The sequence below is a fragment of the Pseudomonas sp. M2 genome (assembly GCF_015751845.1).
Lineage (GTDB): Bacteria > Pseudomonadota > Gammaproteobacteria > Pseudomonadales > Pseudomonadaceae > Aquipseudomonas > Aquipseudomonas putida_E.
Window position 1 is genome coordinate 3,087,581 of record NZ_JADOUD010000001.1, and the last position, 23,964, is coordinate 3,111,544.

19 protein-coding genes are annotated in these 23,964 nt (G+C 63.2%); 5 read left to right on the plus strand and 14 right to left on the minus strand.

Annotation, left to right across the window (positions count from 1 at the left end; genetic code table 11):
- Positions 1–6 precede the first annotated feature (6 nt).
- The 14 genes from IWW33_RS14350 to IWW33_RS14415 all read right to left on the minus strand — a co-directional run bounded on the left by IWW33_RS14350 (position 7) and on the right by IWW33_RS14415 (position 18,768).
- Positions 7–603: a MarC family protein gene (locus IWW33_RS14350; protein ID WP_012316414.1), complete on the minus strand. Its 597-nt coding sequence runs from the start codon at positions 601–603 to the stop codon at positions 7–9.
- Positions 604–744: 141 nt separating this feature from the next.
- Positions 745–3,516 (minus strand): hybrid sensor histidine kinase/response regulator, encoded by a 2,772-nt coding sequence (locus IWW33_RS14355; RefSeq protein ID WP_174142019.1) that lies wholly within the window; start codon positions 3,514–3,516, stop codon positions 745–747.
- Between the two features lie 136 nt (positions 3,517–3,652).
- Entirely contained in the window at positions 3,653–4,948 is a 1,296-nt protein-coding gene (gene purD / locus IWW33_RS14360) for a phosphoribosylamine--glycine ligase (RefSeq protein WP_174142018.1), read from the minus strand.
- 167 nt (positions 4,949–5,115) lie between these two features.
- A complete protein-coding gene (purH, locus tag IWW33_RS14365) occupies positions 5,116–6,723 on the minus strand; it encodes a bifunctional phosphoribosylaminoimidazolecarboxamide formyltransferase/IMP cyclohydrolase (protein WP_174142017.1) in 1,608 nt (535 codons plus the stop codon).
- Positions 6,724–6,804: 81 nt separating this feature from the next.
- On the minus strand, positions 6,805–7,125 hold the full coding sequence (fis, locus tag IWW33_RS14370; protein WP_008093076.1) for a DNA-binding transcriptional regulator Fis: 321 nt from the start codon (positions 7,123–7,125) through the stop codon (positions 6,805–6,807).
- A complete protein-coding gene (dusB, locus tag IWW33_RS14375) occupies positions 7,122–8,135 on the minus strand; it encodes a tRNA dihydrouridine synthase DusB (RefSeq protein ID WP_046787842.1) in 1,014 nt (337 codons plus the stop codon). Before dusB ends, fis begins: the two co-directional genes overlap by 4 nt.
- A gap of 207 nt (positions 8,136–8,342) precedes the next feature.
- Entirely contained in the window at positions 8,343–9,671 is a 1,329-nt protein-coding gene (locus tag IWW33_RS14380; RefSeq protein ID WP_174142016.1) for a DUF3426 domain-containing protein, read from the minus strand.
- A gap of 42 nt (positions 9,672–9,713) precedes the next feature.
- On the minus strand, positions 9,714–10,592 hold the full coding sequence (gene prmA / locus IWW33_RS14385; protein WP_012316408.1) for a 50S ribosomal protein L11 methyltransferase: 879 nt from the start codon (positions 10,590–10,592) through the stop codon (positions 9,714–9,716).
- A gap of 294 nt (positions 10,593–10,886) precedes the next feature.
- Positions 10,887–12,242: an acetyl-CoA carboxylase biotin carboxylase subunit gene (gene accC, locus IWW33_RS14390; RefSeq protein ID WP_012316407.1), complete on the minus strand. Its 1,356-nt coding sequence runs from the start codon at positions 12,240–12,242 to the stop codon at positions 10,887–10,889.
- Between the two features lie 17 nt (positions 12,243–12,259).
- On the minus strand, positions 12,260–12,721 hold the full coding sequence (accB, locus tag IWW33_RS14395; protein ID WP_012316406.1) for an acetyl-CoA carboxylase biotin carboxyl carrier protein: 462 nt from the start codon (positions 12,719–12,721) through the stop codon (positions 12,260–12,262).
- A gap of 102 nt (positions 12,722–12,823) precedes the next feature.
- Positions 12,824–13,276, minus strand: a complete 453-nt coding sequence (gene aroQ, locus IWW33_RS14400) for a type II 3-dehydroquinate dehydratase (protein ID WP_012316405.1) — start codon at positions 13,274–13,276, stop codon at positions 12,824–12,826.
- A gap of 179 nt (positions 13,277–13,455) precedes the next feature.
- The gene (locus tag IWW33_RS14405; RefSeq protein ID WP_115273802.1) at positions 13,456–15,237 is read right to left on the minus strand and encodes a protein-disulfide reductase DsbD; all 1,782 of its coding nucleotides are present in this window, start codon (positions 15,235–15,237) and stop codon (positions 13,456–13,458) included.
- Between the two features lie 76 nt (positions 15,238–15,313).
- On the minus strand, positions 15,314–17,275 hold the full coding sequence (locus tag IWW33_RS14410) for a methyl-accepting chemotaxis protein (RefSeq protein ID WP_174142015.1): 1,962 nt from the start codon (positions 17,273–17,275) through the stop codon (positions 15,314–15,316).
- Between the two features lie 113 nt (positions 17,276–17,388).
- Entirely contained in the window at positions 17,389–18,768 is a 1,380-nt protein-coding gene (locus tag IWW33_RS14415; RefSeq protein ID WP_046787848.1) for a diguanylate cyclase, read from the minus strand.
- A gap of 246 nt (positions 18,769–19,014) precedes the next feature.
- Between IWW33_RS14415 and IWW33_RS14420 the strand changes: the two genes are divergently transcribed.
- The 5 genes from IWW33_RS14420 (at position 19,015) to IWW33_RS14440 (ending at position 23,880) form a co-directional block, all read left to right on the plus strand.
- Entirely contained in the window at positions 19,015–20,082 is a 1,068-nt protein-coding gene (locus IWW33_RS14420) for a DUF2333 family protein (protein WP_046787849.1), read from the plus strand.
- A gap of 2 nt (positions 20,083–20,084) precedes the next feature.
- A complete protein-coding gene (locus IWW33_RS14425) occupies positions 20,085–20,621 on the plus strand; it encodes an NUDIX hydrolase (RefSeq protein ID WP_046787850.1) in 537 nt (178 codons plus the stop codon).
- 216 nt (positions 20,622–20,837) lie between these two features.
- Entirely contained in the window at positions 20,838–21,209 is a 372-nt protein-coding gene (locus IWW33_RS14430) for a translation initiation factor Sui1 (protein ID WP_012316399.1), read from the plus strand.
- Between the two features lie 149 nt (positions 21,210–21,358).
- Entirely contained in the window at positions 21,359–23,272 is a 1,914-nt protein-coding gene (gene speA / locus IWW33_RS14435; protein WP_012316398.1) for an arginine decarboxylase, read from the plus strand.
- A gap of 152 nt (positions 23,273–23,424) precedes the next feature.
- Positions 23,425–23,880, plus strand: coding sequence for a transposase (locus tag IWW33_RS14440; RefSeq protein WP_174142014.1), 456 nt, complete (start codon positions 23,425–23,427; stop codon positions 23,878–23,880).
- Positions 23,881–23,964: the final 84 nt, after the last annotated feature.

Genomic DNA, 23,964 nt, shown 5'->3' on the forward strand with positions numbered 1-23,964 from the left:
GCAGGGCTAGCCGACCAGGTAGCCCCTGATGCCGGTGAAGATGATCTGCGCCGCCAAGGCGCAGACGAACAGCCCCATCAGGCGGCTGACGATCTGCAGGCCTTGATCGCCGAGAATGCGCTCGATCCCGTGTGACAGATACAGCACCAGGCCCACGGTGAAGCTGGCCAGCGCGATACTGACGATGGCCAGCAACTTGTCGTCCCAGTGCGGCTGGCTGACGCCCATCACCAGCAGGGCGCCGATGGTGCCCGGGCCTACGGTGAGCGGGATCGTCAGCGGTACGATGGTCACGTCCTGCTGCACGTTGTCGGCCTGCACGGCCGGTTTGCCCTGGGCCATGCCCAAGGCAGAGATGAACAGCACGCTGCCGGCGCCGATGCGGAAGGCATCGGCCGTTATGCCGAAAATGCCGAAGATCGCCCGCCCGAACAGGTACAGCAACACGCTGGCGACCAGGGCGGCGAAGGCAACCTTCCAGGCCAGCTGTTTGCGCTCCTTGCTGGAGTGGCCACGGGTCAGGCTGATGAAGCACGACAGCACGAAGAACGGGCTGTAGAGCACCAGCATCTTCAGGTAGACACTGAACAACTCATGAAGCATGAGGGTGAGTCCTTTGTAGGAGCGGCCTTGTGTCGCGAAAGGGCTGCGCAGCAGCCCCAGAATTTCAGCAGCGCCACACGGAATTGGGGCTGCTGCGCACCCCTTTCGCGACACAAGGCCGCTCCTACAGCGCTTTATCGGTTACGAAGTATGCAGCGGATCGGTCTTGGCTTCCCGCTGGTTTGCCCAATACTGGATCAACTCGCGCAATTGCGACAGCTCCACCGGCTTGGCCATGTGCCCATCCATGCCGGCCAGCCGCGCGCGCTCTTTGTGTTCGGCCAGGATGTGCGCGGTCAGCGCCACCACCGGGGTGCGCTGGCGCTGGTTGGCGACTTCCCAGGCGCGCAGTTGCTGGGTGGCAGAGAAGCCGTCCAGTACCGGCATTTCACAATCCATCAGCACCAGGTCATAACGCTGGGCCTTCATGGCTTGCAGGGCTTCCTCGCCATTGCTAGCGGTGTCTGGTTCGAGGTTGAGTTTGCCCAGCATGCCGCGTATCACCTTGGTCGAGATGCTGTTGTCCTCGGCGACCAGCACGCGGAAGTCGCCCGGCAGCTCGTGGGTGGGCGGTGTGCCGGGCAACGGCATCGGCACGGTTTGTTCGCGGCCGCGCTGGGCCAGCTCCTCGGCCAGAGTTGTCTTGAGCGTGTAGCCGGCCACCGGTTTGGCCAGGATGCGCTTGACCCCGGCATTACGGGCAATGACTTTGCTCGGTGCATTGCTGATACCGGTGAGCATCACCACGAGGATGTCGTGGTTCAGGCTTGGGTCTTCCTTGATCTTGGCCGCCAGCTGCATGCCGGTCATGCCCGGCATGTTCTGGTCGAGCAAGACCGCGTCGAAGTAGTCGCGCAGGTGCGCCTTGGTCCGTAGCAGGGCCAAGGCCTCCTTGCCCGAGGGTACGGCACTCACGTTCATGCCCCAGGCGCTGCACTGCTGCACCAGCACCTTGCGGCAGGTGTCGTTGTCGTCCACCACCAGCACCCGGGCGTCGCGCAATGGGCTGTCGAGGTCGGCCAAGGGTTGCTCCAGGCGAGAGGGGTCGAGCGGCAGGGTCAGCCACAGGGTGTTGCCCATGCTGGTGCTGCTCTTGATGCCGAACTCGCCTTGCATCAGGCCGATCAACTGCTTGGCGATGATCAGCCCAAGGTGGCCGCCAAGCTTGTTGCTGGAAAGGAAGTGATGGCTGTGCAGCTCTGCCTGCAGCAGGGCTTCACGTTCGGCCGCAGGCAGTGGCTCGCCGCTGTCCTGCACGGCGATACGCAGGCGCGGCACCTCGCCGCGCTGGTCCAGTGCAACGACCAGGAGGATTTCGCCCTGGTCGGTATTTTTCAGGGCGTTTTCCAGCAGGCTGGAGAGGGCCTGGCGCAGGCGCGTCGGGTCACCGCTGATGACCCGTGGTACCTGCGGCTGGGTGAAGCTGATCAGCTCGATGTTCTGTTGTTCGGCCTTGGCGCGGAAGATGTTCAGGCAGTCTTCGATCAGGGCATTGAGGTCGAACTGCACATCGTCCAGTTCGATCTGTCGCGACTCGAGTTTGGAAATGTCGAGAATTTCGTTGATCAGTGTGAGCAGTTCGTTGCCGGCGCTGTGGATGGTCTGCACGTAGTCACGTTGTTTGACCGACAGTGGCGTGCCCAGCAGCAGTTCGGTCATGCCCAGCACGCCGTTCATGGGCGTGCGGATTTCATGGCTGATCTTGGCCAGGAACTCGGCCTTGGCATTGATTTCGGCATCGCTGGCCGCCAGTGCGCGGCTGGCGCTGAAGCGCTCTTCGCTCATCCGCCGCAGGCGCTCGCTGACCGCCAGGTTGAGCAGCAGGCCGCTGGCCACCGTCAACCCGAGCAGAATGCACAGCAGCCAGGGCGTCGAGGTGCGGGTCAGGCCAAGCAGGGCCGGCAGCAGCACCAGCCCGCCCAGGTTGAACACCACCATGGCCAGGCTGAACAGGCGTGCCGGCGCATAACCTTTGTACCAGTGGTAGCTGCTGACCAGCAGCATGCTCACACTGCCCAGGGCCAGCAGGGCGTAGGTCATCAGGTTGAGCGGCAGGGTATCCACGAACAGCAGGATCAGGCCGCTGACCCCGGCCACCAGCATTTCGCCCTGCAGCAAGCGATTGAGCTGCGGTGAGTTGCAGCGCGAGAAAAAGTGCTGGGTGAAATACAGCCCCGCGAGGCCCGCCAGTACCAGGGTCAGGTAGGCGGCCGGGGTTTGCGCGCTGTGCCACAGGTGCCACCAGGGGCCGCTGAGGTTGAGCAGGATCAGGCCGCTGAGCAGCATCAGCCCGTGGTACAGCGCAAGGATCAGGGTGGTGCTGGAGCGGGTGTACAGAAAGCGGATCAGGTTGTGCAGTATGAGCATGACCAGGCCGCCGAAGAGCATGCCGAACAGCAACGGCTGGCCATGGTTTGAAGCGGCGACTGCCGCAGGCTCCAGGCTGATGGCCGGGCGCAGCTGATGCTCGGAAACCAGGCGCAGGTAGATGTCCACCGCTTTGCGGCTGTTTGGCAAGGGCAATACGTGATCGCTGCCGCGCAGGGTCGTGCTGGCGTTGCCGGCCTGGCGCCCGTGGTGCAGTTGGCGTAATAGCCTGTCGCCGTCGAGGGCGTAGAGGTCCAGGCGTGAAAGGTCCGGGGCAAAGACCCGCAGCAGTTGCTCCTGGTCACCCGGTTCGAGGCGATAGTGCAGCCACAGGGCCTGTTGCGCCGGTGCGGCATCGAGGTCGCTCAGCGTAGTAGGGCTGAACTGGTTGCGATAGCGATCCGAGCGGACGTCGCTCAATTGCAGGTTGGCTTGTTCGTCGAGCAAAACGGACCAGCCTCCGCCTTGGTCAGCCGAAGCCGGGAGCAGGCAGAGCAGGGTCAGCAAGCTGACGATCAGAGCTGTGGCAATCCGAAGCCGACGCACTACGAGATCCCTTCCTAGCTGATGTGCCGTGTAGTAACTATGCGCGGCGCGCCAAGTCGAAGGCAAGGCCCGCGATGGGGCCCTGTCGACGAGCCGAAGGCCGCATGCGCAAGACGCTGCGGCTATCCGGTAAAGGTTATTGCTGGTGTTCACCGCGCTCGCGGGCGATAGCCCGGTAGCCGATGTCGGTACGGTAGAAGCTACCGTTCCAGGTGACTTCCTTGGCCAGGCGGTAAGCCTGCTGCTGGGCATCGGCAACCGTGCTGCCCATGGCCGTGGCGCAGAGCACGCGGCCACCGTTGGTCACTACCTGGCCGTCCTTGAGCGAAGTACCGGCATGGAACACCTTGCCTTCGATCTTGGCTGCGGCCTCCAGGCCGCTGATCGCGTCGCCCTTGGCGTAGTCGCCCGGGTAACCGCCGGCAGCCAGCACCACACCCAGGCTTGGGCGGGGGTCCCACTGCGCTTCGACCTTGTCCAGCGCCTTGGCGAAAGCGGCTTCGATCAGCAGCACCAGGCTCGACTCCAGGCGCAGCATGACCGGCTGGGTTTCCGGGTCGCCAAAGCGGCAGTTGAACTCGATGACCTTGGGGTTGCCCGCCTTGTCGATCATCAGGCCGGCATACAGGAAGCCGGTGTACACGTTGCCTTCTTCGGCCATGCCGCGCACGGTCGGCCAGATCACCTGGTCCATCACGCGCTGGTGTACATCGGCGGTAACGACCGGGGCAGGGGAGTAGGCACCCATACCGCCCGTGTTCGGGCCGGTGTCCTGGTCACCGACGCGCTTGTGGTCCTGGCTGGTGGCCATTGGCAGCACGTTGTGGCCGTCGACCATCACGATGAAGCTGGCTTCCTCGCCGTCGAGGAACTCTTCGATCACCACGCGCGAACCGGCGTCGCCAAAGGCGTTGCCCGCGAGCATGTCACGCACCGCGGCTTCGGCTTCTTCCAGGGTCATGGCGACGATCACGCCTTTGCCTGCGGCCAGGCCGTCGGCCTTGATCACGATCGGCGCGCCTTTTTCCTGCAGGTAGGCCAGGGCCGGCTCGATCTCGGTGAAGTTCTGGTAGTCGGCGGTCGGGATCTTGTGGCGAGCCAGGAAGTCCTTGGTGAAGGCCTTGGAACCTTCCAGCTGGGCCGCGCCCTTGGTCGGGCCGAAGCAGTCCAGGCCGCGGCTGCGGAACAGGTCGACCACACCGATGACCAGCGGCGCCTCGGGGCCCACGATGGTCAGGTCGACGTTCTTCTCGGCGAACTCTGCCAGTTGCTCAAGGGCGGTGACGTCGATGGCGACGTTCTCGCACTTGGCTTCAATGGCGGTACCGGCGTTGCCGGGGGCGACGAATACTTTCTCGACGCGTGGGTCCTGGGCGACTTTCCAGGCCAGGGCGTGCTCACGGCCGCCGCTGCCGATGATCAAAACTTTCATTACAGGCTCCTTCGGAGAAGCTGCAAGCTGCAAGCGTCAAGCAAAAGCGGTTCGCGCTGATCCTTTCAAATGCTCACAACTCAGGGATTCAAGGGGCTGTGGCTGCAAGCAGGAGCGACTGGGCCTGCTCTTGCTTGCAGCTTGCAGCTTAAAGCTTGCCGCTGCTATCAGTGGCGGAAGTGGCGCATACCGGTGAATACCATCGCGATGCCAGCTTCGTCGGCAGCGGCGATGACTTCAGCATCGCGCATCGAACCACCTGGCTGGATCACGGCGCTGATACCCACTTTAGCTGCATTGTCGATGCCATCACGGAACGGGAAGAACGCGTCCGACGCCATGACCGCACCTTGCACCTGCAGGCCGGCATGCTCTGCCTTGATGGCCGCGATGCGCGCGGAGTTGACGCGGCTCATCTGGCCGGCGCCCACGCCGATGGTCTGGCGCTGCTTGGCGTAGACGATGGCGTTGGACTTGACGAACTTGGCCACTTTCCAGGCGAACACCAGGTCGTGGATTTCCTGCTCGGTCGGTGCACGCTTGGTGACGATCTTCAGGTCTTCGGCGGTGATCATGCCGTTGTCGCGGCTCTGCACCAGCAGGCCACCGTTGACGCGCTTGAAGTCCCAACCGGCGGCGCGCTCGGCTGGCCACTCGCCGCACTCCAGCAGACGTACGTTTTGCTTGGCAGCCACCACGTCGCGGGCAGCTTGGGAGATTTTCGGGGCGATGATCACTTCGACGAACTGGCGCTCGACGATGGCCTGGGCGGTTTCGCCATCCAGTTCGCGGTTGAAGGCGATGATCCCGCCGAAGGCCGATTCGGTGTCGGTAGCGTAGGCCAGGTCATAGGCCTTGCGGATACCGCCCTCGTCTTCAGGCACCACGGCGACGCCGCATGGGTTGGCGTGCTTGACGATGACGCAGGCCGGCTTGACGAAGCTCTTCACGCACTCGAGCGCGGCGTCGGTGTCGGCCACGTTGTTGAACGACAGCTCCTTGCCCTGCAGCTGGATGGCGGTAGAAACGCTGGCTTCGCCTTTCTTGGCTTCAACGTAGAACGCCGCGCTCTGGTGCGGGTTCTCGCCGTAGCGCATTTCCTGAGCCTTGACGAACTGGCTGTTGAAGGTGCGCGGGAACTCGCTGCGCGCTTCGGTGGACAGCGTGTCCTTGGCCTGGTCGATGGTGCCCATGTAGTTGGCGATCATGCCGTCGTAAGCGGCAGTGTGCTCGAAGGCCTTGAGCATCAGGTCGAAACGCTGGGCGTAGGTCAGGCCGCCGGCCTTGAGGCCCTCGAGGACGCTGGCGTAGTCACCGGCGTTGACCACGATAGCGACGTCCTTGTGGTTCTTGGCAGCCGAACGGACCATGGTCGGGCCACCGATGTCGATGTTCTCGATGGCGGTCGGCAGGTCACAGCCAGGTTTTGCGATGGTGGCTTCGAATGGGTAAAGGTTGACGGCGACCAGGTCGATCGGCTTGATGCCGTGCTCGTTCATGATGGCGTCGTCGACACCGCGACGGCCGAGGATGCCGCCGTGGATCTTCGGGTGCAGGGTCTTGACCCGGCCGTCCATCATTTCGGCGAAGCCGGTGTAGTCGGCCACTTCCACCGCGTTCACGCCGTTGTCCTTGAGCAGCTTATAGGTGCCGCCGGTGGACAGGATCTCGACACCGAGCTGCTGCAGCTCACGAGCGAATTCGAGGATACCGGTCTTGTCGGAGACGCTGATCAGGGCGCGGCGGACTGGCAGGCGGGTAGTCTGGTCGGTCATTTCGGATTCCAATAACGCGGTGGAGTCAGCAAAAAAGGCGCCTCTGTTCAGGGAGCCGCCTTTTCTGATTGGGATTCTGGCTTACAACAAGTCGTACTGCTTGAGTTTCTTGCGCAGGGTGCCTCGGTTGAGCCCGAGCATCTCGCTGGCCTTGGTCTGGTTGCCCTTGACGTAATTCATCACGCTTTCGAGCAGGGGCGCCTCGACTTCGGAGAGCACCAGGTTGTACACGTCAGTGACGGTAGCGCCTTCCAGGTGTGCGAAGTAGTTGTGCAGCGCCTTCTCGACGCTGTCACGAAGGGTCTGGCCCTCTTCGCTCGGCGTGTTGAGGTGCTGTTTGAGGTTGGCGTTGTCGCTCACGGGCGTTGTTCCACTCACTAATGTCTCGGTCATCATCGTCATGCGGCCACCCCTTGTCCGTCCTCTGTCTCAAGGCTCTGTCGACGTTCGCTGAAATACGCTCGAACGTTGGCGCACTGCGCTTGTGTGTCTTCCAAAGCGTTGAACCGGGAGCGAAACTCCTTGCCGCCGGGTCGTGTTGCCAGGTACCAGCCAACGTGCTTGCGGGCGATACGTACGCCCATCACATCGCCATAGAAGGCGTGCAGCGCGGCAAGGTGCTCCAGCAGGATACGTTCCACTTCGTCCAGCTGCGGGGCCGGCAAATACTGGCCAGTCCCCAGGTAATGCTCGATCTCGCGAAAGATCCAGGGCCGCCCCTGGGCGGCCCTGCCAATCAGCAGACCGTCGACGCCGGTGGCGTCCAGCACCGCCCGGGCCTTTTCTGGCGAAGTGATATCGCCGTTGGCAAAAACCGGGATGGACACCGCCTGCTTGATGGCAGCGATGGTGTCGTATTCGGCTTCGCCGGTGTACAGGTCGGCGCGTGTGCGGCCATGCACCGCCAGCGCCTGGATGCCAGCCTGCTCGGCGATCCTCGCCACGTTCAGGCCGTTCTTGTTCGCCCGGTCCCAACCGGTGCGGATCTTCAGGGTCACCGGGACGTCCACCGCGCCGACGACGGCGTGGAGAATCTCGCTGACCAAGGCTTCATCTCTCAATAAAGCAGAGCCTGCAGCTTTGTTGCAGACTTTTTTCGCCGGGCAACCCATGTTGATGTCGATGATCTGGGCGCCAGCTTCGACGTTGGCCCTGGCCGCCGCCGCCATCATCTGCGCATCGCCACCGGCGATCTGTACCGAGCGCGGCTCGGGATCGCCTTCGTGAATGCGGCGCAGGCTCGACTTGCGGCTGTTCCACAGGCTCATGTCGCTGCTGACCATCTCCGACACCACCATGCCCGCGCCCAGGCGCTTGCAAAGTGTACGGAAAGGCTGGTCCGTGACCCCGGCCATGGGCGCGAGGATCAGGTTGTTGCGTAGTGTGTATGGGCCGATGCGTACCGCCGACATAGGTGTTCCCTGTTGTGGGGCCGAATCATTGGAGTCGAAAAAGGGTTGGCATAATACCCGCTCTCGGTGACCGGATAAAGATGGATTTGGATAAATTCTGAACAGTTGTAGGCTTATGCCTTTGAGCTTCAAGCTTCACGCTTCACGCGGCAAGAAGAAGCCAGACCGGTTGTCGGCTCGCTTCTCTTGCAGCTTGCCGCTCGGCGTTTATTCGGGGGAGCGGAAGCTGAGGCTGTAGTTCACTGCTTTCGGGCCAGGGTCGAGGATGTCCAGGGCAATGTGGATCGGCGTCTGGCTGGGCATTTCGCCCCGGCCGGCCAATTCACCCGAGAGATACTCGCTCGGCTTGAAGCGCCGGCTGGCGATCAATTGGCCATTGAGGTCGGCAAAACGCAGTTCCAGCAGCGGGAACGGCTGGGCGAAGGGCGCGCGGTTGTAGATGATCGCATCGACGATCAGCGCGCCCTTGAAGTCAGGGTGGCTGCGCACCACCAGGTTGCTGCTCTTGATTCGGCCGATGTCGACACGGGTGGGCACCTCGCAGCCAAGCATCGGGCACAGTTGCTGGAAGAGCGGGCGGTACTGGTCCTGGCGTGCCATTTCGTCGAAATGGAACCACACGTACTGGAATGCCAGCAGGCCGGCGGCCAGCAGGGTGAGCAAGCCCCAGAGCACGCGTTTGCCCCAGTGGGGGCGCGGCTTCTCCCAGCCCAGTTGCAAAGGGTCGTCGACCACGTCGATGAGCGGCTCCTTGCGTGACGGGCGCTGGGGCCTGGCAGCGAAGCCAGGTTCAAGGCGCTCGCCAGTCAGCGCCGGGGCAGGGGTGTCATCGTGCGCCGCCAGATGCAGATCCGTATCGTCATCATCGCGGGCGCTCAGGCCTTTTTCGTGAACGGGTTCGTCATCTGGCGACAGCCGCTCGGAGAAGTCGTCCGCGTTATCGCGCTCGGCAGTCCGATGCGTGGCAGGTTCATCATCGAAGTCCAGGTCCAGGTTACCGTCCAGTGTGGGCTCGGTGCGATCGCCTGGGGCAGGCTCCAGGTCCAGTGGCTCCTGCTCCAGCAGTACCGGGGCGGGATCGACGGTTTCCAGCGGCTCATGGTGATCGTCGGTTGCATTACCGAACAGTGCGTCGCCATGGGGCTCGGCGGCGGGCTCGTCACGCCGTGCCTGCAGTGCATCGGCAGGCGCGGCAGGGCGCGGCTCGTCTGGCTTGCCACGGCGTTCGAGGCGGGCCAGTTCCTGGTCCAGGTCGAGTTCGTCGAGGGCTTGCGCTGTGGCTGCCCAGTCTTGCGGCTCGGCGGCTGAGCGCTCGCTGACCGGGGGCTCGGGCGCGGTGACGGGCGCGACCACCGGTATCGGCGGCACGGCCGGGGCGGCGCTGGCGCGGTTCTGCTCCAGCAGTTGCTTCGCCGCGTTGAACACCTGCAGGCAATGGCCGCAGCGCACTACGCCGCGCGCCACGCTCAACTGGTGATGGGTGACGCGAAAGCTGGTCTGGCAATGCGGGCACTGGGTGACGAAACTGTCGGTCATGCGGCGATCCGGGAGCTGTGCAGAGAAGTATTTTAGGCCCGCTTAGCGGCGGCGACCACTGATGCGCACCCAGCCGTCGCGCACGACGATCGGGTCCAGCTCGAAGTCGGCGGCGTAGGCCGCGGCGACCTCCTCACCCTGTTCGGCAAGGATGCCAGACAACGCGAGCAGGCCACCTGGGCGTACCAGGCCGGACAGCTGCGGCGCCAGCGAGACCAAAGGGCCAGCCAGGATATTGGCGACCAGCACGTCGGCCTGCATGGCCGGCATATGCTCGGGCAGGTACAGCGCCAGCTTCTCGTCGGCGACGCCGTTGCGCTGGGCGTTGTCACGCGAGGCTTCGATGGCCTGCACGTCGATGTCGGTACCGACCGCTTCGCGTGCGCCCAACAACAATGCGGCGATGGCCAGGATGCCCGAGCCGCAGCCGAAGTCCAGGACCTGGGTGCCTTCGAGCTGTTGGCCGTCGAGCCATTCCAGGCACAGGGCGGTGGTCGGGTGGGTGCCGGTGCCGAAGGCCAGGCCAGGGTCAAGCAGCAGGTTGACTGCGTCCTTTTCCGGCGCTTCGTGCCAGCTTGGCACGATCCACAGGCGGCGGCCGAAGCGCATTGGCTGGAAATTGTCCATCCAGCTGCGTTCCCAATCCTGATCTTCGATCACTTCGGCCTGGTGTTCCGGCAGCTCGGCGCCGGTCAGCAGGCGCAGGTGAGCGAATACCTGTTCAGGGTCGGCGTCCGCCTCGAACAGTGCCAGCAGGTGCGTATGCGACCACAGCGGCGTGGTGTTGAGGTCGGGTTCGAAGATGGGCTGGTCTTCGGCGTCCATGAACGTGACCGATACGGCGCCGACTTCGAGCAGGGCGTCTTCGTAGGTTTCGGCTTGTTCCGGGCTGATGGCCAGGCGTACTTGCAGCCAAGGCATGGCGGGCACCTTTGGTAAATCGAGAGGGGCAGCCCGAGGCTGCGCGAAGGCTGGCAGTTTACGCGAGTGCGGTGTGTTTGTGGATGACTTGAGGGGCTGCCTTGCAGGCCAATCGCCGGCAAGCCGGGTCCCACGGGCCCTTCACTGTTTTTCAGTGCACTGATCTGACCGTAGATGCAGGTTTGCCAGCGATCGGGCCGGTAAACGTGGTAGCGCATAAGCGATGGCCTGAGAACAACCCCACAAAAAAACCCGGCACAAGGCCGGGTTTTTTGCTGCATCACGCTAACGCGATCACTCCTGGTTGGCCAGTTTGTGCTCGAGGTAGTGGATGTTCACGCCGCCTTTGCAGAAACCTTCATCACGCACCAGGTCGCGGTGCAGCGGGATGTTGGTCTTGATGCCGTCGACGACGATTTCGTCCAGGGCATTGCGCATGCGCGCCATGGCTTCGTCGCGGTCCTTGCCGTAGGTGATCAGCTTGCCGATCAGCGAGTCGTAGTTCGGCGGAACCGAATAACCGCTGTACAGGTGCGAATCGACGCGAACGCCGTTGCCACCTGGGGCGTGGAAGTGCTTGACCTTGCCTGGGCTCGGGATGAACTTCTTCGGGTCTTCGGCGTTGATCCGGCACTCCAGCGAGTGGCCGCGGATCACCACGTCTTCCTGACGGATCGACAGCTTGTTGCCAGCGGCGATGCTGAGCATCTCCTTGACGATGTCGATACCGGTGACCATCTCCGAAACCGGGTGCTCAACCTGCACACGGGTGTTCATTTCGATGAAGTAGAAACGGCCGTTTTCGTACAGGAACTCGAAAGTACCGGCGCCACGGTAGCCGATCTCGACGCACGCATCGACGCAACGCTTGAAGACTTCCTGGCGGGCCTTCTCATCGATGCCCGGCGCAGGTGCTTCTTCAAGTACCTTCTGGTGACGACGCTGCAGCGAGCAGTCGCGGTCGCCCAGGTGGATGGCGTTGCCTTGGCCGTCGGACAGCACCTGAACTTCCACGTGGCGTGGGTTGGTCAGGAACTTCTCCAGATAGACCATCGGGTTGCCGAAGGCTGCACCGGCTTCGGTACGGGTGAGCTTGGCCGAGGCGATCAGGTCCTCTTCCTTGTGCACCACGCGCATACCGCGACCACCGCCACCACCGGCGGCCTTGATGATCACCGGGTAGCCGACGTCACGCGCGATCGCCAGGGCGACCTCTTCGTCTTCCGGCAGCGGGCCATCGGAGCCCGGTACGGTCGGTACGCCGGTCTTGATCATCGCGTCCTTGGCCGAAACCTTGTCGCCCATCAGGCGAATGGTGTCGGCGCGCGGGCCGATGAAGGCGAAACCGGACTTCTCCACCTGCTCGGCGAAGTCGGCGTTTTCCGCGAGGAAGCCGTAACCCGGGTGGATGGCGGTAGCGCCTGTCACTTCAGCGGCGGCGATGATCGCCGGGATGTGCAGGTACGAATCTTTGGACGAAGCAGGACCAATGCAGACCGACTCGTCTGCCAGGCCCAGGTGCATCAGTTCGCGGTCGGCCGTGGAGTGCACGGCGACGGTCTTGATGCCCAGTTCTTTGCAGGCACGCAGGATCCGCAGGGCAATTTCCCCGCGGTTGGCGATCAGGACTTTTTCCAGCTTCCCAGACATCGTTGGCTCTCCGCGAATCAAACGATGGTGAACAGCGGCTGGTCGAACTCAACCGGCTGACCGTCTTCCACCAGGATGGCGTCGATAACGCCGCCGACATCGGCTTCGATGTGGTTCATCATCTTCATCGCTTCGACGATGCACAGGGTGTCGCCTTTCTTCACGCTCTGGCCAACTTCAGCGAAGTTCGGCGAGGTCGGCGAAGGTTTGCGGTAGAAGGTACCGACCATTGGCGAACGGATCACGGTGCCTTTCAGGGCCGGAGCAGCGGCGGCAGCTTCGGCAACCGGGGCAGCAGCAGCGGCCGGAGCAGCTACAGGCGCGGCAGCCATTGGCGCAGGTGCGTAGAACTGTTGAGCGGCTGGGGTCTTGCTGTGACGGCTGATACGGACCGACTCTTCGCCTTCCTTGATCTCCAGTTCGTCGATGCCAGACTCTTCCAGCAGCTCGATCAGTTTCTTGACTTTACGGATATCCATTAATCATCAACTCCCAAAGGTTCGGTCAGGGGGCATTAAGTTAAAAACGTATCTGAAACGTTTTTCTCGAACCCCGGCCCACTCAGGCCAGGGCTTCTATCATCAGGGCTGTGCGTTGGCAGCCAGTTGTTCCAGTGCGGCCTCCAGGGCCAGGCGATACCCGCTGGCGCCCAGGCCGCAGATCACCCCTACGGCTACATCGGAGAAGTAGGAGTGGTGACGGAACGGTTCGCGTTTGTGCACGTTGGACAGGTGCACTTCGATGAATGGGATGCTCACCGAAAGCAATGCGTCACGTAATGCGACGCTTGTGTGGGTGAAAGCAGCCGGATTGATCAGGATGAAGTCCACACCCTCGTTGCGTGCGGCGTGAATACGGTCGATCAGCTCGTACTCGGCATTGCTCTGCAGGTACTGCAGGTGATGGCCTGCGGCGCGGGCGCGCTGTTCCAGGTCCTGGTTGATCTGGGCCAGGGTCACGGCGCCGTAGTGGCCCGGTTCGCGGAGCCCGAGCATGTTCAGGTTGGGGCCGTGAAGCACCAGTAGCGTTGCCATCTGCAGATTCCTTGGATTTGTAGGGCAATTCGACACAGCGCGGCGAGTGTGCCGTAAAGCGACGGCAAGTGTCCAGTTCCCGGCAATAGCCAGCACGATGTCCGAGGTTCGCGCGAAGTATGTGACCAAATATTAAAATCTGGTCACTCGTTCGCAGAAATATGCCAGCACGCGGGAAGTTATAGACCGAGTTTGCCGCGCACGCGCGCCAGAACACCCGCAAATTCGGCGGCGTTTATCTCGCCAATGACCCGATCGGTGGTCATTTCGCTGCCGTTCGCGGCAAAGAACAACAGTGCAGGCGGGCCGAACAGCTGGTAGCGGTCGAGCAGGGTACGTTGCTCGGCGTTGCTTTCGGTGATGTCGAAACGCAGCAACTTGAATGCGCCCAGTTGCGGTTGGACCTGCGCTGCGTTGAGTACTTCATGCTCGATGACTTTGCAGCTGATGCACCAGTCGGCGTACCAGTCGAGCAAGACCGGCTGCCCCGCAGCTTTCGCCTCGGCCAGGGCCGCGTCAAGTGCGGCCGGCGTAGTGACGGTTTGCCAGGCATCCACCGAAGCTGCCGGGCCACTGCCGACGGTTGTCGGCGTTGGCGCAGGCAATGGGCGCAGCGGGTCGCCCTGGCCATTGAGGGCGCCGTACCAGCAGGCCAGGCCGTAGACCAGCAGGGCCAGGCCCAGCAGTTGCGCCAGGCGTTGGCGTGGCGCCTTGACCACGAACTCCAGCGCACCGAGGAAAACGGCTACGCCCACGCTCAGGAAACCGACCAGCAACAAGGTTGCCGGCCCCGGCAGCACGCGGCTGAGCAGGCCGATGGCGAGGCCCAGCAGCAACACACCAATAGCGTTTTTCACGGTGTTCAGCCAAGGCCCGCTCTTTGGCAGCCAGGCCGCGCCCCCAGTAGCTACCAGCAACAATGGCGCGCCCATGCCCAGGCCGAGGGCAAACAACTTGAGTGCGCCACCCAGGGCGTCACCGCTGGCACTGATATACAGCAAGGCGCCGGCCAATGGTGCCGAGACGCACGGCGAAACCAGCAGGCTGGACAGCACGCCCAGCACTGCTGCACCCAGCAGCGAGCCGCCCTTGGTGCGGTGGGCGAGCGTGTCCAGGCGATTGTTCAAGGCCTGTGGCAGTTTGAGTTCGAACAGGCCGAACATGGCCAGTGCGAACAGCACGAAGAACAGCGCGAAAGGCACCAGTACCCAAGCCGATTGCAGCCGCGCCTGCAGGTTCAGGCCTGCACCGAACAGGCCCATCAGCGCCCCCAGCAGGGCGAAACTGGCGGCCATGGCCAGCACATAGGCCAGCGACAGGGCCAGGCCGCGCAGGCCGGCGACCTGGCCGCGCAGGACCACTCCAGAGAGGATCGGCAGCATTGGCAGCACGCAGGGCGTGAAGGTCAGGCCGACCCCGGCGAGGAAGAACAGCAGCAACGATTTCCAGCTCCAGCCTTGCTCGCTGGCCGTCGCCGGGGCGTCGGCCGTGCTCCCCCCTGCGCCGTCGATGCTCAGGCGTGCCGTCTCTGGTGGGTAGCACAGGCCCTTGTCGGCACAGCCCTGGTAGCCGACCAGCAGGGTGAATGCGCGGGCGTCGGTGCGCGGCAGTTCGATGTCGAGCACCCCGTGGTAGACCTCGACGTCGCCGAAGAACTCATCGTGCTTGGCCTCGCCCTTGGGAATGTTCGGCGAACCCAGGGTGATGTCTGCCGGTTCGCTGCGGAACTGGAAGCGATGGCGGTAGAGGTAATAGCCGTCGGTGGCGACGAAGCGCAGTTTGATGGTGTGCGCATCGGCCTGGACCAGGCTGAGCTTGAAGGCTTCATGTACGGGCAAAAAGTCTGCGCTGTTGCTCAGCGAGGCGGCGCCGAGGGTGGCGCTGGGGCGGTTGTCGAGCAGGCCCGTGGCGAAGGCAGGGCTGGCCAGCAGCAGGAACAGCAGGAAAAACAGGCGGCGCATGGCGGACTCGCGAGGTGGAACGTGCCCGGCATGATAGCGGAGTTGGCCTTGGTTGGGGGGCAGTGCAGGCAAACGATCACAGCCTGAAGGCCCGCACCGCACGGTTCAGCTCGCCGCCAAGGGTCAGCAATTGCTCGCCCTGCTCGCGCCCTTCACCGATGCGCTGCAGGTTGTCTTCACCCAGCTCATGAATCCGCTCGCTGTGCCCTCGAATCTCGCTCACCGCATCACTCTGCTGCGCCGTGACGTCGGCAATGCGCACTGCAGTATCGGCGATGGTGCGGATCGCGTTGACGATCTCGTCCAGCGCGCCATCGGCAGCCTGAGCCTGGTCAGCTGTGGCTTGCGCATGTTCCAGTTGCGCCCGCATACCTGTCACCGACTCCCGTGCCGCCTGTTGCAGCCGGTCGATCAAGGCCTGGATCTCGCCAGTGGCGCCTGTGGTGCGTTGTGCCAGCGAGCGTACTTCGTCTGCAACCACGGCAAAGCCGCGGCCCATTTCCCCCGCGCGGGCGGCCTCGATGGCGGCGTTCAATGCCAGCAGGTTGGTCTGCTCGGCGATCGATCTGATCACGGTGAGCACACCGCCGATGGTGGCCGACTCCTCGGCCAGCTGTTCGATCATGCGTGCATTGCCCTGCACCTCATCGACCAGCGTACGCAGCCCGCCGAGGCTCTGGCCGATCACCGTCTGGCCTTGCTCAACGGCGCGGCCAGCATCGCGGCTGGCATCAGCCGCGGAGCTGGCATCACCGGCCACCTGCAAAATGGTGGCTTCCAGTTCGCCCAGCGCATCGCGTATCTGTCCGGTGTCACCGGCCTGGCGCTCTGCGCCGTCATGCAGGGCGGCGCTCATGCCGGCCAGTGCGTGGCTGCTGCCGGCCACCAGTTCGGCGTTGTGGCGGATGGTGCCGACCAGCTCCACCAAGTACTGGCGCAGGCGGTTGAGCGATTCCTGGATGTCGTGCAGCTCGCGGTTGGTCTTGCCCAGGGCGATGGGGGCGGCGAAATCACCTTCGGCCCATTGCGACAGGGCCGGGGCCAGACCGGTCAGGGTGCGCGTCAGCCGCCGCTGCAATGTGTCGATGAGCAGGGCGATCAGCAGGATCAGGCCGATCATCAGGCCCTGGATAAGGCGCACTTCGCTGGCGATACGCGCGTGCTGGCCGCGCACTTCAGGCTCAAGGCTGGCGATGGCTTTTTGCACGGCGTCGAGCCGTTCGTTGGTGCTGGCGGCCAGCGCTGTGCGCCGCTCGATCTGTTCGCGGGTGCGTTGCAGTTCGCCAGGGTAGCGGTTGAGCAGGCTCTGCAGTTCGCGCTTGAGGCCAACGGCAACGTCTTCCTGTTGCCCGGCGGCCTGCGTTTCCAGGCCCATCATGGCGGCGAAATCATCAGCGTTGGATTCGGCGGCGCGGGTCACGCCCAGCAACGGCAGGTTGTCGATGACCTGAGCCTGGGCGCGGATCAGTTGCAGCTCGCGTTCCACCTCGTCGGCCAGCTCGGCGCGGCCGCTGCTGACCAGTTTGTCACGGGCCAGCGACAGGCGGCCCAGGTGTACGCTGGCGTCGAGCAACGGCAGCAGGTAACGGCTCGCCTCGCTGCTGGCACTGTCGCGGGCATAGCCGGCCAGTTGTTCGAAATTGGCGCCTAGTTCACGTTCGGCCTGCAACAGCAAGGCTTGAGGGTCGCCGGCCAGTTTGCCGGCCGCGAGCAGCTCGTTGGCGGTGAAGGCTTGCAGGGTATCAAGGCTTGGGCGCAATTGGCCGGCCAGCTCCTCAGGCCAGTCGGCCAGTGCCTGCCCAAGCTGTTGGTTGGCCTCCAGCGCCGCCGCATGGCGCAGGGCGTCGCCGCTGCCCAGATAAGCCTGGATGTTGCGCGCGGCCTGGTTCTGGAACTGCTGCGACAGGCCCAGATAGCGTTCCATCAATTGATAGGGGCGCTCCAGGGCGCGCTGCGACCACCAAAGGGTCGCGCCCAGAGCGATACACACGGTCACCAGCAACAGGGTGTTGAAATTGGTCAGCCACTTCAGGCGCATAGCCGCGAACTTCCTGCGGGGGTGGAGGGGTAGGTGCCTGAAGTTATTGCTATTTTGTGACGGGGTGATGACGATGGTGGCTTAACGCTATCTAATGGGCGCGGGCCGGCCGGCTAAGGCTCGACCCGCACCACACAGTTGCGCCCCGCATGCTTGGCCCGATACAGCGCCTCGTCAGCGGTGCTGGCCATGCTCAATGCATCGAGCTCATCGTCCAGCTGCACCACCCCGGCACTGAAAGTGCACCGCAGGTCGCAAGGCTGTGCCGGGTAGAGGATTTCGGCGAAGCGCCGGCGAATCTCGTCGAGCACCTTGTGCGCGGCATCCAGTGCGGTGTTGGGCATGACGATGGCGAACTCCTCGCCGCCATAGCGGCCGATGAAGTCGGTCTTGCGCAGCCGTTGCTTGAGAAAAAGCGCCAGGCTTTTGATAACCCGATCACCCATGGGGTGGCCATGGCGGTCGTTGATCTTCTTGAAGTGGTCGATGTCGAGCATGGCAAAGCTGAGCGGCTGGCCCTCGCGACGGGCGCGAAAGCTGCAATCTTCCAGCAATTGCAGGATGTGCGTGTGGTTGTACAGGCCGGTAAGGCTGTCGCGGACCATGCGCGACTTGAGGTGGCGCGCTCGGGCAGCACGGTTGCGCACAGTGGTGATCAGGTGGCGCGAGCGGATCGGTTTGGTCAGAAAGTCGTCGCCGCCCTCGCTCATGGCGTCGAGCTGTTTGTCCAGGTCGTCCTCGGCGGACAGGTAGATGATGGGTACGCTGACGTAGCGGTCGTTGTGGCGGATCACTTTGGCCAGTTCCGGGCCCGAGCAGGCTGGCATGTACAGGTCGAGAATGATCAGGTCGGGCTGGAACTCGGCCAACTCGGCCATGGCGCGGATCGGGTCGGTCAGGCTGCGGGTGATCATGCCGGCGCTGCCCAGCACGCGTTCGGTGTGCAGTGCCTGGGTGCGCGAGTCGTCGATGATCAGCACGCGCAGCGGTTCAAGAGGCGCGGTGCTGGTCATGATCTCGAGCTTCTCAAGCAGGCTGGAGGCTTCCAGTGTGCCGGTGAGAAATGCTTGACCACCTGCGCGTACTGCGGCCAGGCGCGTTGGCGTGTCGGCTTCGTGCAGGCTGAAGAACAGCAGCGGGATCGGCTGCTCCAGACCCGACTGCGCCTGTGCCGCCAGTTGCATGCCGCAACCTGGCCCGCTGAAGTCGACATCCATCACGATGGCAGAGGGTGCCTGCTCGGCCACTGACGCCAGCAAAGCGTCGACGCTGAACAGCGCTTGCACGCTCAGGCCGAAGAACTCCAGTTGCTGGGCCAGACGCTCGGCGCGCTCATGGTCGCGCAGCAGCAGATACACCGGCCTGCGGGCAGGTGGCAACGTCAGCTGATCAAGTTGGTCGCCCTGGCGCAAACGAGTGCGCGACAGGCGTTGCAACAGGTGATCGAGCTCCTGCTTGAGGCGCTCTTGGCTCGGCTCCGCGGCTTGGGTCATGTCCTGACTACTTATTAGTGGGATATGCAGGTGCGATGATGGCTCTATGCTAGCAGCTCTTTCCAGGCATGCGAGTGCGCGGGATCAACAAAGCGTTGATGACGAATATTCAGTTGCTGACCGATTGGTCGCTTATGCGTACGGTGGTGTCTGCTTTATAGTGCAGCAACGTGGGCTTGCCGTGGCACCCTGGCACTGGCCTGTGGTCAAAAGCCCTGAACCGTCGTGACTGATAAGGACAAAGCCATGCTGGACTGGAAAAACCGCGAGGCCAAGGCCGAGCCCCGTGAGCGTGTCGATGGCCGCGGTGCTGCCGCCCGTAGCTATGTGGGTGGCCTCTGGAGCCGAGCCCTGGGGACCCTGATCGGGTTGTACCTGCTGGTCTGCATCGGGCTGGGCTGGTACTGGAGCCAGGAACCGGAGCTGTTCCCGGTGCAGCAGAATGCCCAGGCAGCAGCCGAGCGCAACGGCCAGCAGATGGTGATTGGTTACACCACCATCGAAACGCTCAAGACTGTGGCCGAAACCCTGCTGAACAAGCCGGGCGGCTACATTTCCAACGATCGCTTCCCGCCGGGGCTGTGGATGGACAACATGCCGAGCTGGGAATACGGCGTGCTGGTCCAGGTGCGTGACCTGTCCCGCGCTTTGCGCAAAGACTTCGCCCGCTCGCAGTCGCAGTCCACCGAGGACGCCGACCTTGCCAAGGCCGAGCCGCGCTTCAACTTCGACAACAAGAGCTGGATCCTGCCATCGAGCGAATCGGAGTTCGAAGAGGGCATCAAATCGCTCGCCCGCTACCAGACCCGCCTGGCGGCTGGCGACAAGGGTGCGATCTTCTATACCCGTGCCGACAACCTGAACAACTGGCTGGGCGATGTCGCCACGCGCCTGGGTTCGCTGTCGCAGCGCCTGTCGGCAAGTGTTGGCCGGGTCAAGCTCAATACCACCCTGAAGACCGAATCGGTGGTTGCTGGCCAAGCGCCGCAGGTGGACGAGGAGGTGGTGGAAACGCCTTGGCTGCAGATCGACAACGTGTTCTACGAAGCCCGCGGCCAGGCTTGGGCGCTGTCGCACCTGCTGCGTGCCATCGAAGTGGACTTCGCTGACGTGCTGGCGAAGAAGAATGCCACCGTCAGCGTGCGCCAGATCATTCGTGAACTGGAGGCGTCGCAGGAAGCGTTGTGGAGCCCGATGGTGCTCAACGGCAGCGGCTTCGGCATGTGGGCCAACCACTCGCTGGTCATGGCCAACTATATTTCGCGGGCCAACGCGGCGGTCATCGACCTGCGTCAACTGTTGTCGCAGGGTTGAACATGGCTATAAGCCCCAACGAGGCCGCCCACCGGGCGGCTTCCGACCGCGAACTGGTCGCCTGGGTGGACGAAGCCGACCAGGTGCTTGGTGCGCTGCCCAGGGCGGAGCTTCGCGAGCGTGGTCTGATTGGCCGCTGTACCTTCATTCTGCTGTTCAATGGCGCCGGTGAGTTGTGCGTACACCGGCGCACCTTGAGCAAGGCGCTGTATCCGGGCTATTGGGATGTGGCCGCAGGCGGCATGGTGGCGGCGGGGGAGGCGTATGCCGACTCGGCGGCCCGTGAACTGGCCGAGGAGTTGGGCATCGAGGGCGCCGAGTTGCGTTTCCACGAACGGTTCTACTTCGACCAGCCCGACAACCGGTTATGGTGCGCGGTGTATTCGGCAGTGTCGGACGCGCCGCTGCGGTTGCAGCCTGAAGAGGTGAGCGAGGCGAGGTTCATCAGCCTCGCCCAGGCTGAGGCAGAAAGCCTCAGCAAGCCCTACTGTCCGGACTCGTTGGCGGCGCTGCAGCGGTACAAGGTCAGTCTGGGCTAAGGCTGGGGCCGCTTTGCGGTCCCAGGTCCCATGAGTCGCAAATCTTTCGCAAAATGGCGCATTCCGGTACTTAGCAATCACCTGATTTATCGTTACACTGCGCGCCCTTTTCGGGCTGTTGCAGGATCTTGCGGCAGTAGCGCCGCCCCTGCCAGAGTGGGGCTTCGCGGTCGGCTCCTGCCGACCAGTTTTTGTCCTCAGCACAGAGGAACAAAAGTGGCCAAGAAAGCTTCTTCCTTTTCCGCCCTTGGCGGTCTCGTGTTTTCCACCGACGCCGGTCGGCACTGCCCCGACTGTAGCCAGCCGGTGGATGCCTGCATCTGCAAGCAGCAAACCATCCCCGAAGGCGACGGCATCGCCCGTGTTCGCCGTGAGAGCAAAGGCCGTGGCGGCAAGACCGTGACCACTGTCACCGGCGTGCCGCTGCCGCCAGACCAGCTCAAGGAGCTGGCCACCACCCTCAAGCGCCGCTGCGGTACCGGCGGTGCCCTGAAGGACGGGGTTATCGAGATCCAGGGCGACCATGTCGAGCTGTTGATCGGCGAGCTGACCAAACAGGGTTTCAAGGCGAAAAAGTCCGGGGGCTGAGGCCATCACGCGATTTTTTGCCCAGCGCTTTCTAAACTCGTTCCCGTGACCAGGGTCTATTGCTGGGCACGGATGAATCGTCATTTCCAGCTTTTACACTGCGCCCGCCACCATGTGGGGCAGTGTTTTCGACTTTATAGGGGACTTGAATGTCCGTACGACGCACACGCAAAGACGATGGTAGCCAATGGACCGTGGCCGACAGCCGCAGTGTTTATGGTATCCGCCATTGGGGCGCTGGTTATTTCGCCATCAATGAAGCCGGGCGCGTCGAAGTGCGCCCCAACGGCCCTCAGAGCGCGCCGATCGACTTGTTCGAGCAGGTCGATGAGCTGCGCCAGAGCGGCTTGTCGCTGCCGCTGCTGGTACGCTTCCCCGACATTCTGCAGGACCGCGTGCGCCAGTTGACTGGTGCCTTCGACGCCAACATCGCGCGCCTTGAGTACCAGAGCCAGTACACCGCGCTGTATCCGATCAAGGTCAACCAGCAGGAAGCGGTGGTAGAGAACATCATCGCCACGCAGAACGTTTCCATCGGCCTGGAGGCAGGTTCCAAGCCTGAACTGCTGGCGGTGCTGGCGCTGGCGCCGAAGGGCGGCACCATCGTCTGCAACGGCTACAAGGACCGCGAGTTCATCCGCCTGGCGCTGATGGGCCAGAAGCTCGGCCACAATGTGTTCATCGTCATCGAGAAAGAGTCCGAAGTGGCGCTGGTGATCGAAGAGGCCGCCGAGCTCAAGGTCAAGCCGCAGGTTGGGCTGCGCGTTCGCCTGTCGTCGCTGGCTTCGAGCAAGTGGGCAGACACCGGTGGCGAGAAGTCCAAGTTCGGCCTGTCGGCTGCCCAGTTGATTTCGGTCGTGCAGCGCTTCCGCGATGCCGGGCTGGACCAGGGCATCCGCCTGCTGCACTTCCACATGGGTTCGCAGATCGCCAACCTGGCCGACTACCAGCATGGCTTCAAGGAAGCCATCCGCTACTACGGCGAGCTGCGTGCCCTGGGCCTGCCGGTCGACCATATCGACGTGGGCGGTGGCCTGGGTGTGGACTACGACGGCACCCACTCGCGCAACGCCAGTTCGATCAACTACGACATGGACGACTATGCCGGCGTGGTGGTGGGCATGCTCAAGGAGTTCTGCGACGCGCAGGGCTTGCCGCATCCGCACATTTTCTCTGAGAGTGGCCGTTCGCTGACTGCGCACCACGCCATGCTGGTGATCCAGGTGACCGACGTCGAGAAACACAACGACGACGTGCCGACCATCGAAAACAAGGAAAGCCTGCCCGAGACCGTGCAGTGGCTGGCCGACCTGCTCGGCCCGACCGACATCGAGATGGTCACCGAGACCTACTGGCGCGCCACGCACTACATGGGAGACGTGGCAGCGCAATATGCCGATGGCAAGATCAGCCTGGCCGAAAAGGCCCTGGCCGAGCAGTGCTACTTCGCCGTGTGCCGTCGCCTGCACAACTCGCTCAAGGCCCGCCAGCGCTCGCACCGCCAGGTGCTGGACGAACTGAACGACAAGCTGGCCGACAAGTACATCTGCAACTTCTCGGTGTTCCAGAGCCTGCCGGACACCTGGGCCATCGGCCAGGTGCTGCCGATCATCCCGTTGCACCGCCTGGACGAAGAGCCGCTGCGCCGTGCAGTGCTGCAGGACCTGACCTGCGACTCCGACGGCAAGATCAACCAGTACGTCGACGAGCAGAGCATCGAGACCAGCATGCCGGTGCACTCGCTCAAGGACGGTGAGGACTACCTGCTGGGCGTGTTCCTGGTCGGTGCCTACCAGGAAATTCTCGGTGACATGCACAACCTGTTCGGTGATACCGACTCGGTGAACATTTACCAGAACGCCGATGGCAGCGTGTTCCACGCCGGTATCGAGACCCACGACACCATCGAAGACATGTTGCGCTATGTGCACCTGTCGCCGGAGGAGTTGATGACCCACTACCGCGACAAGGTGGCCAGCGCCAAGATCAGCGCCCGAGAGCGTACCCAGTTCCTCGATGCACTGCGCCTGGGGCTGACCCGGTCTTCCTACCTGTCGTCGTGATTGTCACGGCCGCTCCTGCTACCCCCGTAGGAGCGGCCTTGCGTCGCGAATGAGGGCGCAGCCCTCACCGGTGTCACATCAGGAAAAGGAACAAACGTACCCGGCTGCATGGGGCTGACTACCGTTGAACGCAATGTTCAAGGGATACCGACATGGACCGTCAAGGCAATCACCGTTTGCGCAAAGGCCGCCACGCGGAGCAGGGGAGGCTGTATCTATTAACAACGGTTACCCGCAATCGCGCTCCAATCTTCAAGAATCTTCCTTTCGCCCGAGCCGCCATTCAACAGTTGCGGCTAAGCGATCAGGAAGCGTGCTGTCGAACGCTGGCGTGGGTCTTGATGCCAGATCATCTGCACTGGCTGATCGAGCTAGGCCACGGAACGCTTGGCGAATTGATGTGCGCATTCAAATCTCGAAGCAGTTGCGCGCTTTATCGAGCCGGAGCTGATAGGCGCCGTATCTGGCAACCTGGCTTCCATGACCGAGCGTTACGGCGTGAGCAGGACATCAGGGCCGTTGCTCGATACATCATCGCCAACCCAATCCGTGCCGGACTGGTACAGCGTGCTGGCGAGTATTCTCACTGGGATTGTGTGTGGCTGTGAGTATGCAGGTGAGGGCTGCGCCCTCATTTCGCGACACAAGGCCGCTCCTACAGCGGTCGCTCGTAGAGCGGCCTTGCGTCGCGA

What these genes read in the sequence shown, in the direction of transcription:
- IWW33_RS14350 (WP_012316414.1), bottom strand. Translation starts at nt 603, where the DNA reads ATGCTTCATGAGTTGTTCAGTGTCTACCTGAAGATGCTGGTGCTCTAC.
- purD (WP_174142018.1), bottom strand. Translation starts at nt 4,948, where the DNA reads ATGAAAGTTTTGATCATCGGCAGCGGCGGCCGTGAGCACGCCCTGGCC.
- purH (WP_174142017.1), bottom strand. Translation starts at nt 6,723, where the DNA reads ATGACCGACCAGACTACCCGCCTGCCAGTCCGCCGCGCCCTGATCAGC.
- fis (WP_008093076.1), bottom strand. Translation starts at nt 7,125, where the DNA reads ATGACGATGATGACCGAGACATTAGTGAGTGGAACAACGCCCGTGAGC.
- dusB (WP_046787842.1), bottom strand. Translation starts at nt 8,135, where the DNA reads ATGTCGGCGGTACGCATCGGCCCATACACACTACGCAACAACCTGATC.
- IWW33_RS14380 (WP_174142016.1), bottom strand. Translation starts at nt 9,671, where the DNA reads ATGACCGACAGTTTCGTCACCCAGTGCCCGCATTGCCAGACCAGCTTT.
- prmA (WP_012316408.1), bottom strand. Translation starts at nt 10,592, where the DNA reads ATGCCTTGGCTGCAAGTACGCCTGGCCATCAGCCCGGAACAAGCCGAA.
- accC (WP_012316407.1), bottom strand. Translation starts at nt 12,242, where the DNA reads ATGTCTGGGAAGCTGGAAAAAGTCCTGATCGCCAACCGCGGGGAAATT.
- accB (WP_012316406.1), bottom strand. Translation starts at nt 12,721, where the DNA reads ATGGATATCCGTAAAGTCAAGAAACTGATCGAGCTGCTGGAAGAGTCT.
- aroQ (WP_012316405.1), bottom strand. Translation starts at nt 13,276, where the DNA reads ATGGCAACGCTACTGGTGCTTCACGGCCCCAACCTGAACATGCTCGGG.
- IWW33_RS14405 (WP_115273802.1), bottom strand. Translation starts at nt 15,237, where the DNA reads ATGCGCCGCCTGTTTTTCCTGCTGTTCCTGCTGCTGGCCAGCCCTGCC.
- IWW33_RS14410 (WP_174142015.1), bottom strand. Translation starts at nt 17,275, where the DNA reads ATGCGCCTGAAGTGGCTGACCAATTTCAACACCCTGTTGCTGGTGACC.
- IWW33_RS14415 (WP_046787848.1), bottom strand. Translation starts at nt 18,768, where the DNA reads ATGACCCAAGCCGCGGAGCCGAGCCAAGAGCGCCTCAAGCAGGAGCTC.
- IWW33_RS14420 (WP_046787849.1), top strand. Translation starts at nt 19,015, where the DNA reads ATGCTGGACTGGAAAAACCGCGAGGCCAAGGCCGAGCCCCGTGAGCGT.
- IWW33_RS14425 (WP_046787850.1), top strand. Translation starts at nt 20,085, where the DNA reads ATGGCTATAAGCCCCAACGAGGCCGCCCACCGGGCGGCTTCCGACCGC.
- speA (WP_012316398.1), top strand. Translation starts at nt 21,359, where the DNA reads ATGTCCGTACGACGCACACGCAAAGACGATGGTAGCCAATGGACCGTG.
- IWW33_RS14440 (WP_174142014.1), top strand. Translation starts at nt 23,425, where the DNA reads ATGGACCGTCAAGGCAATCACCGTTTGCGCAAAGGCCGCCACGCGGAG.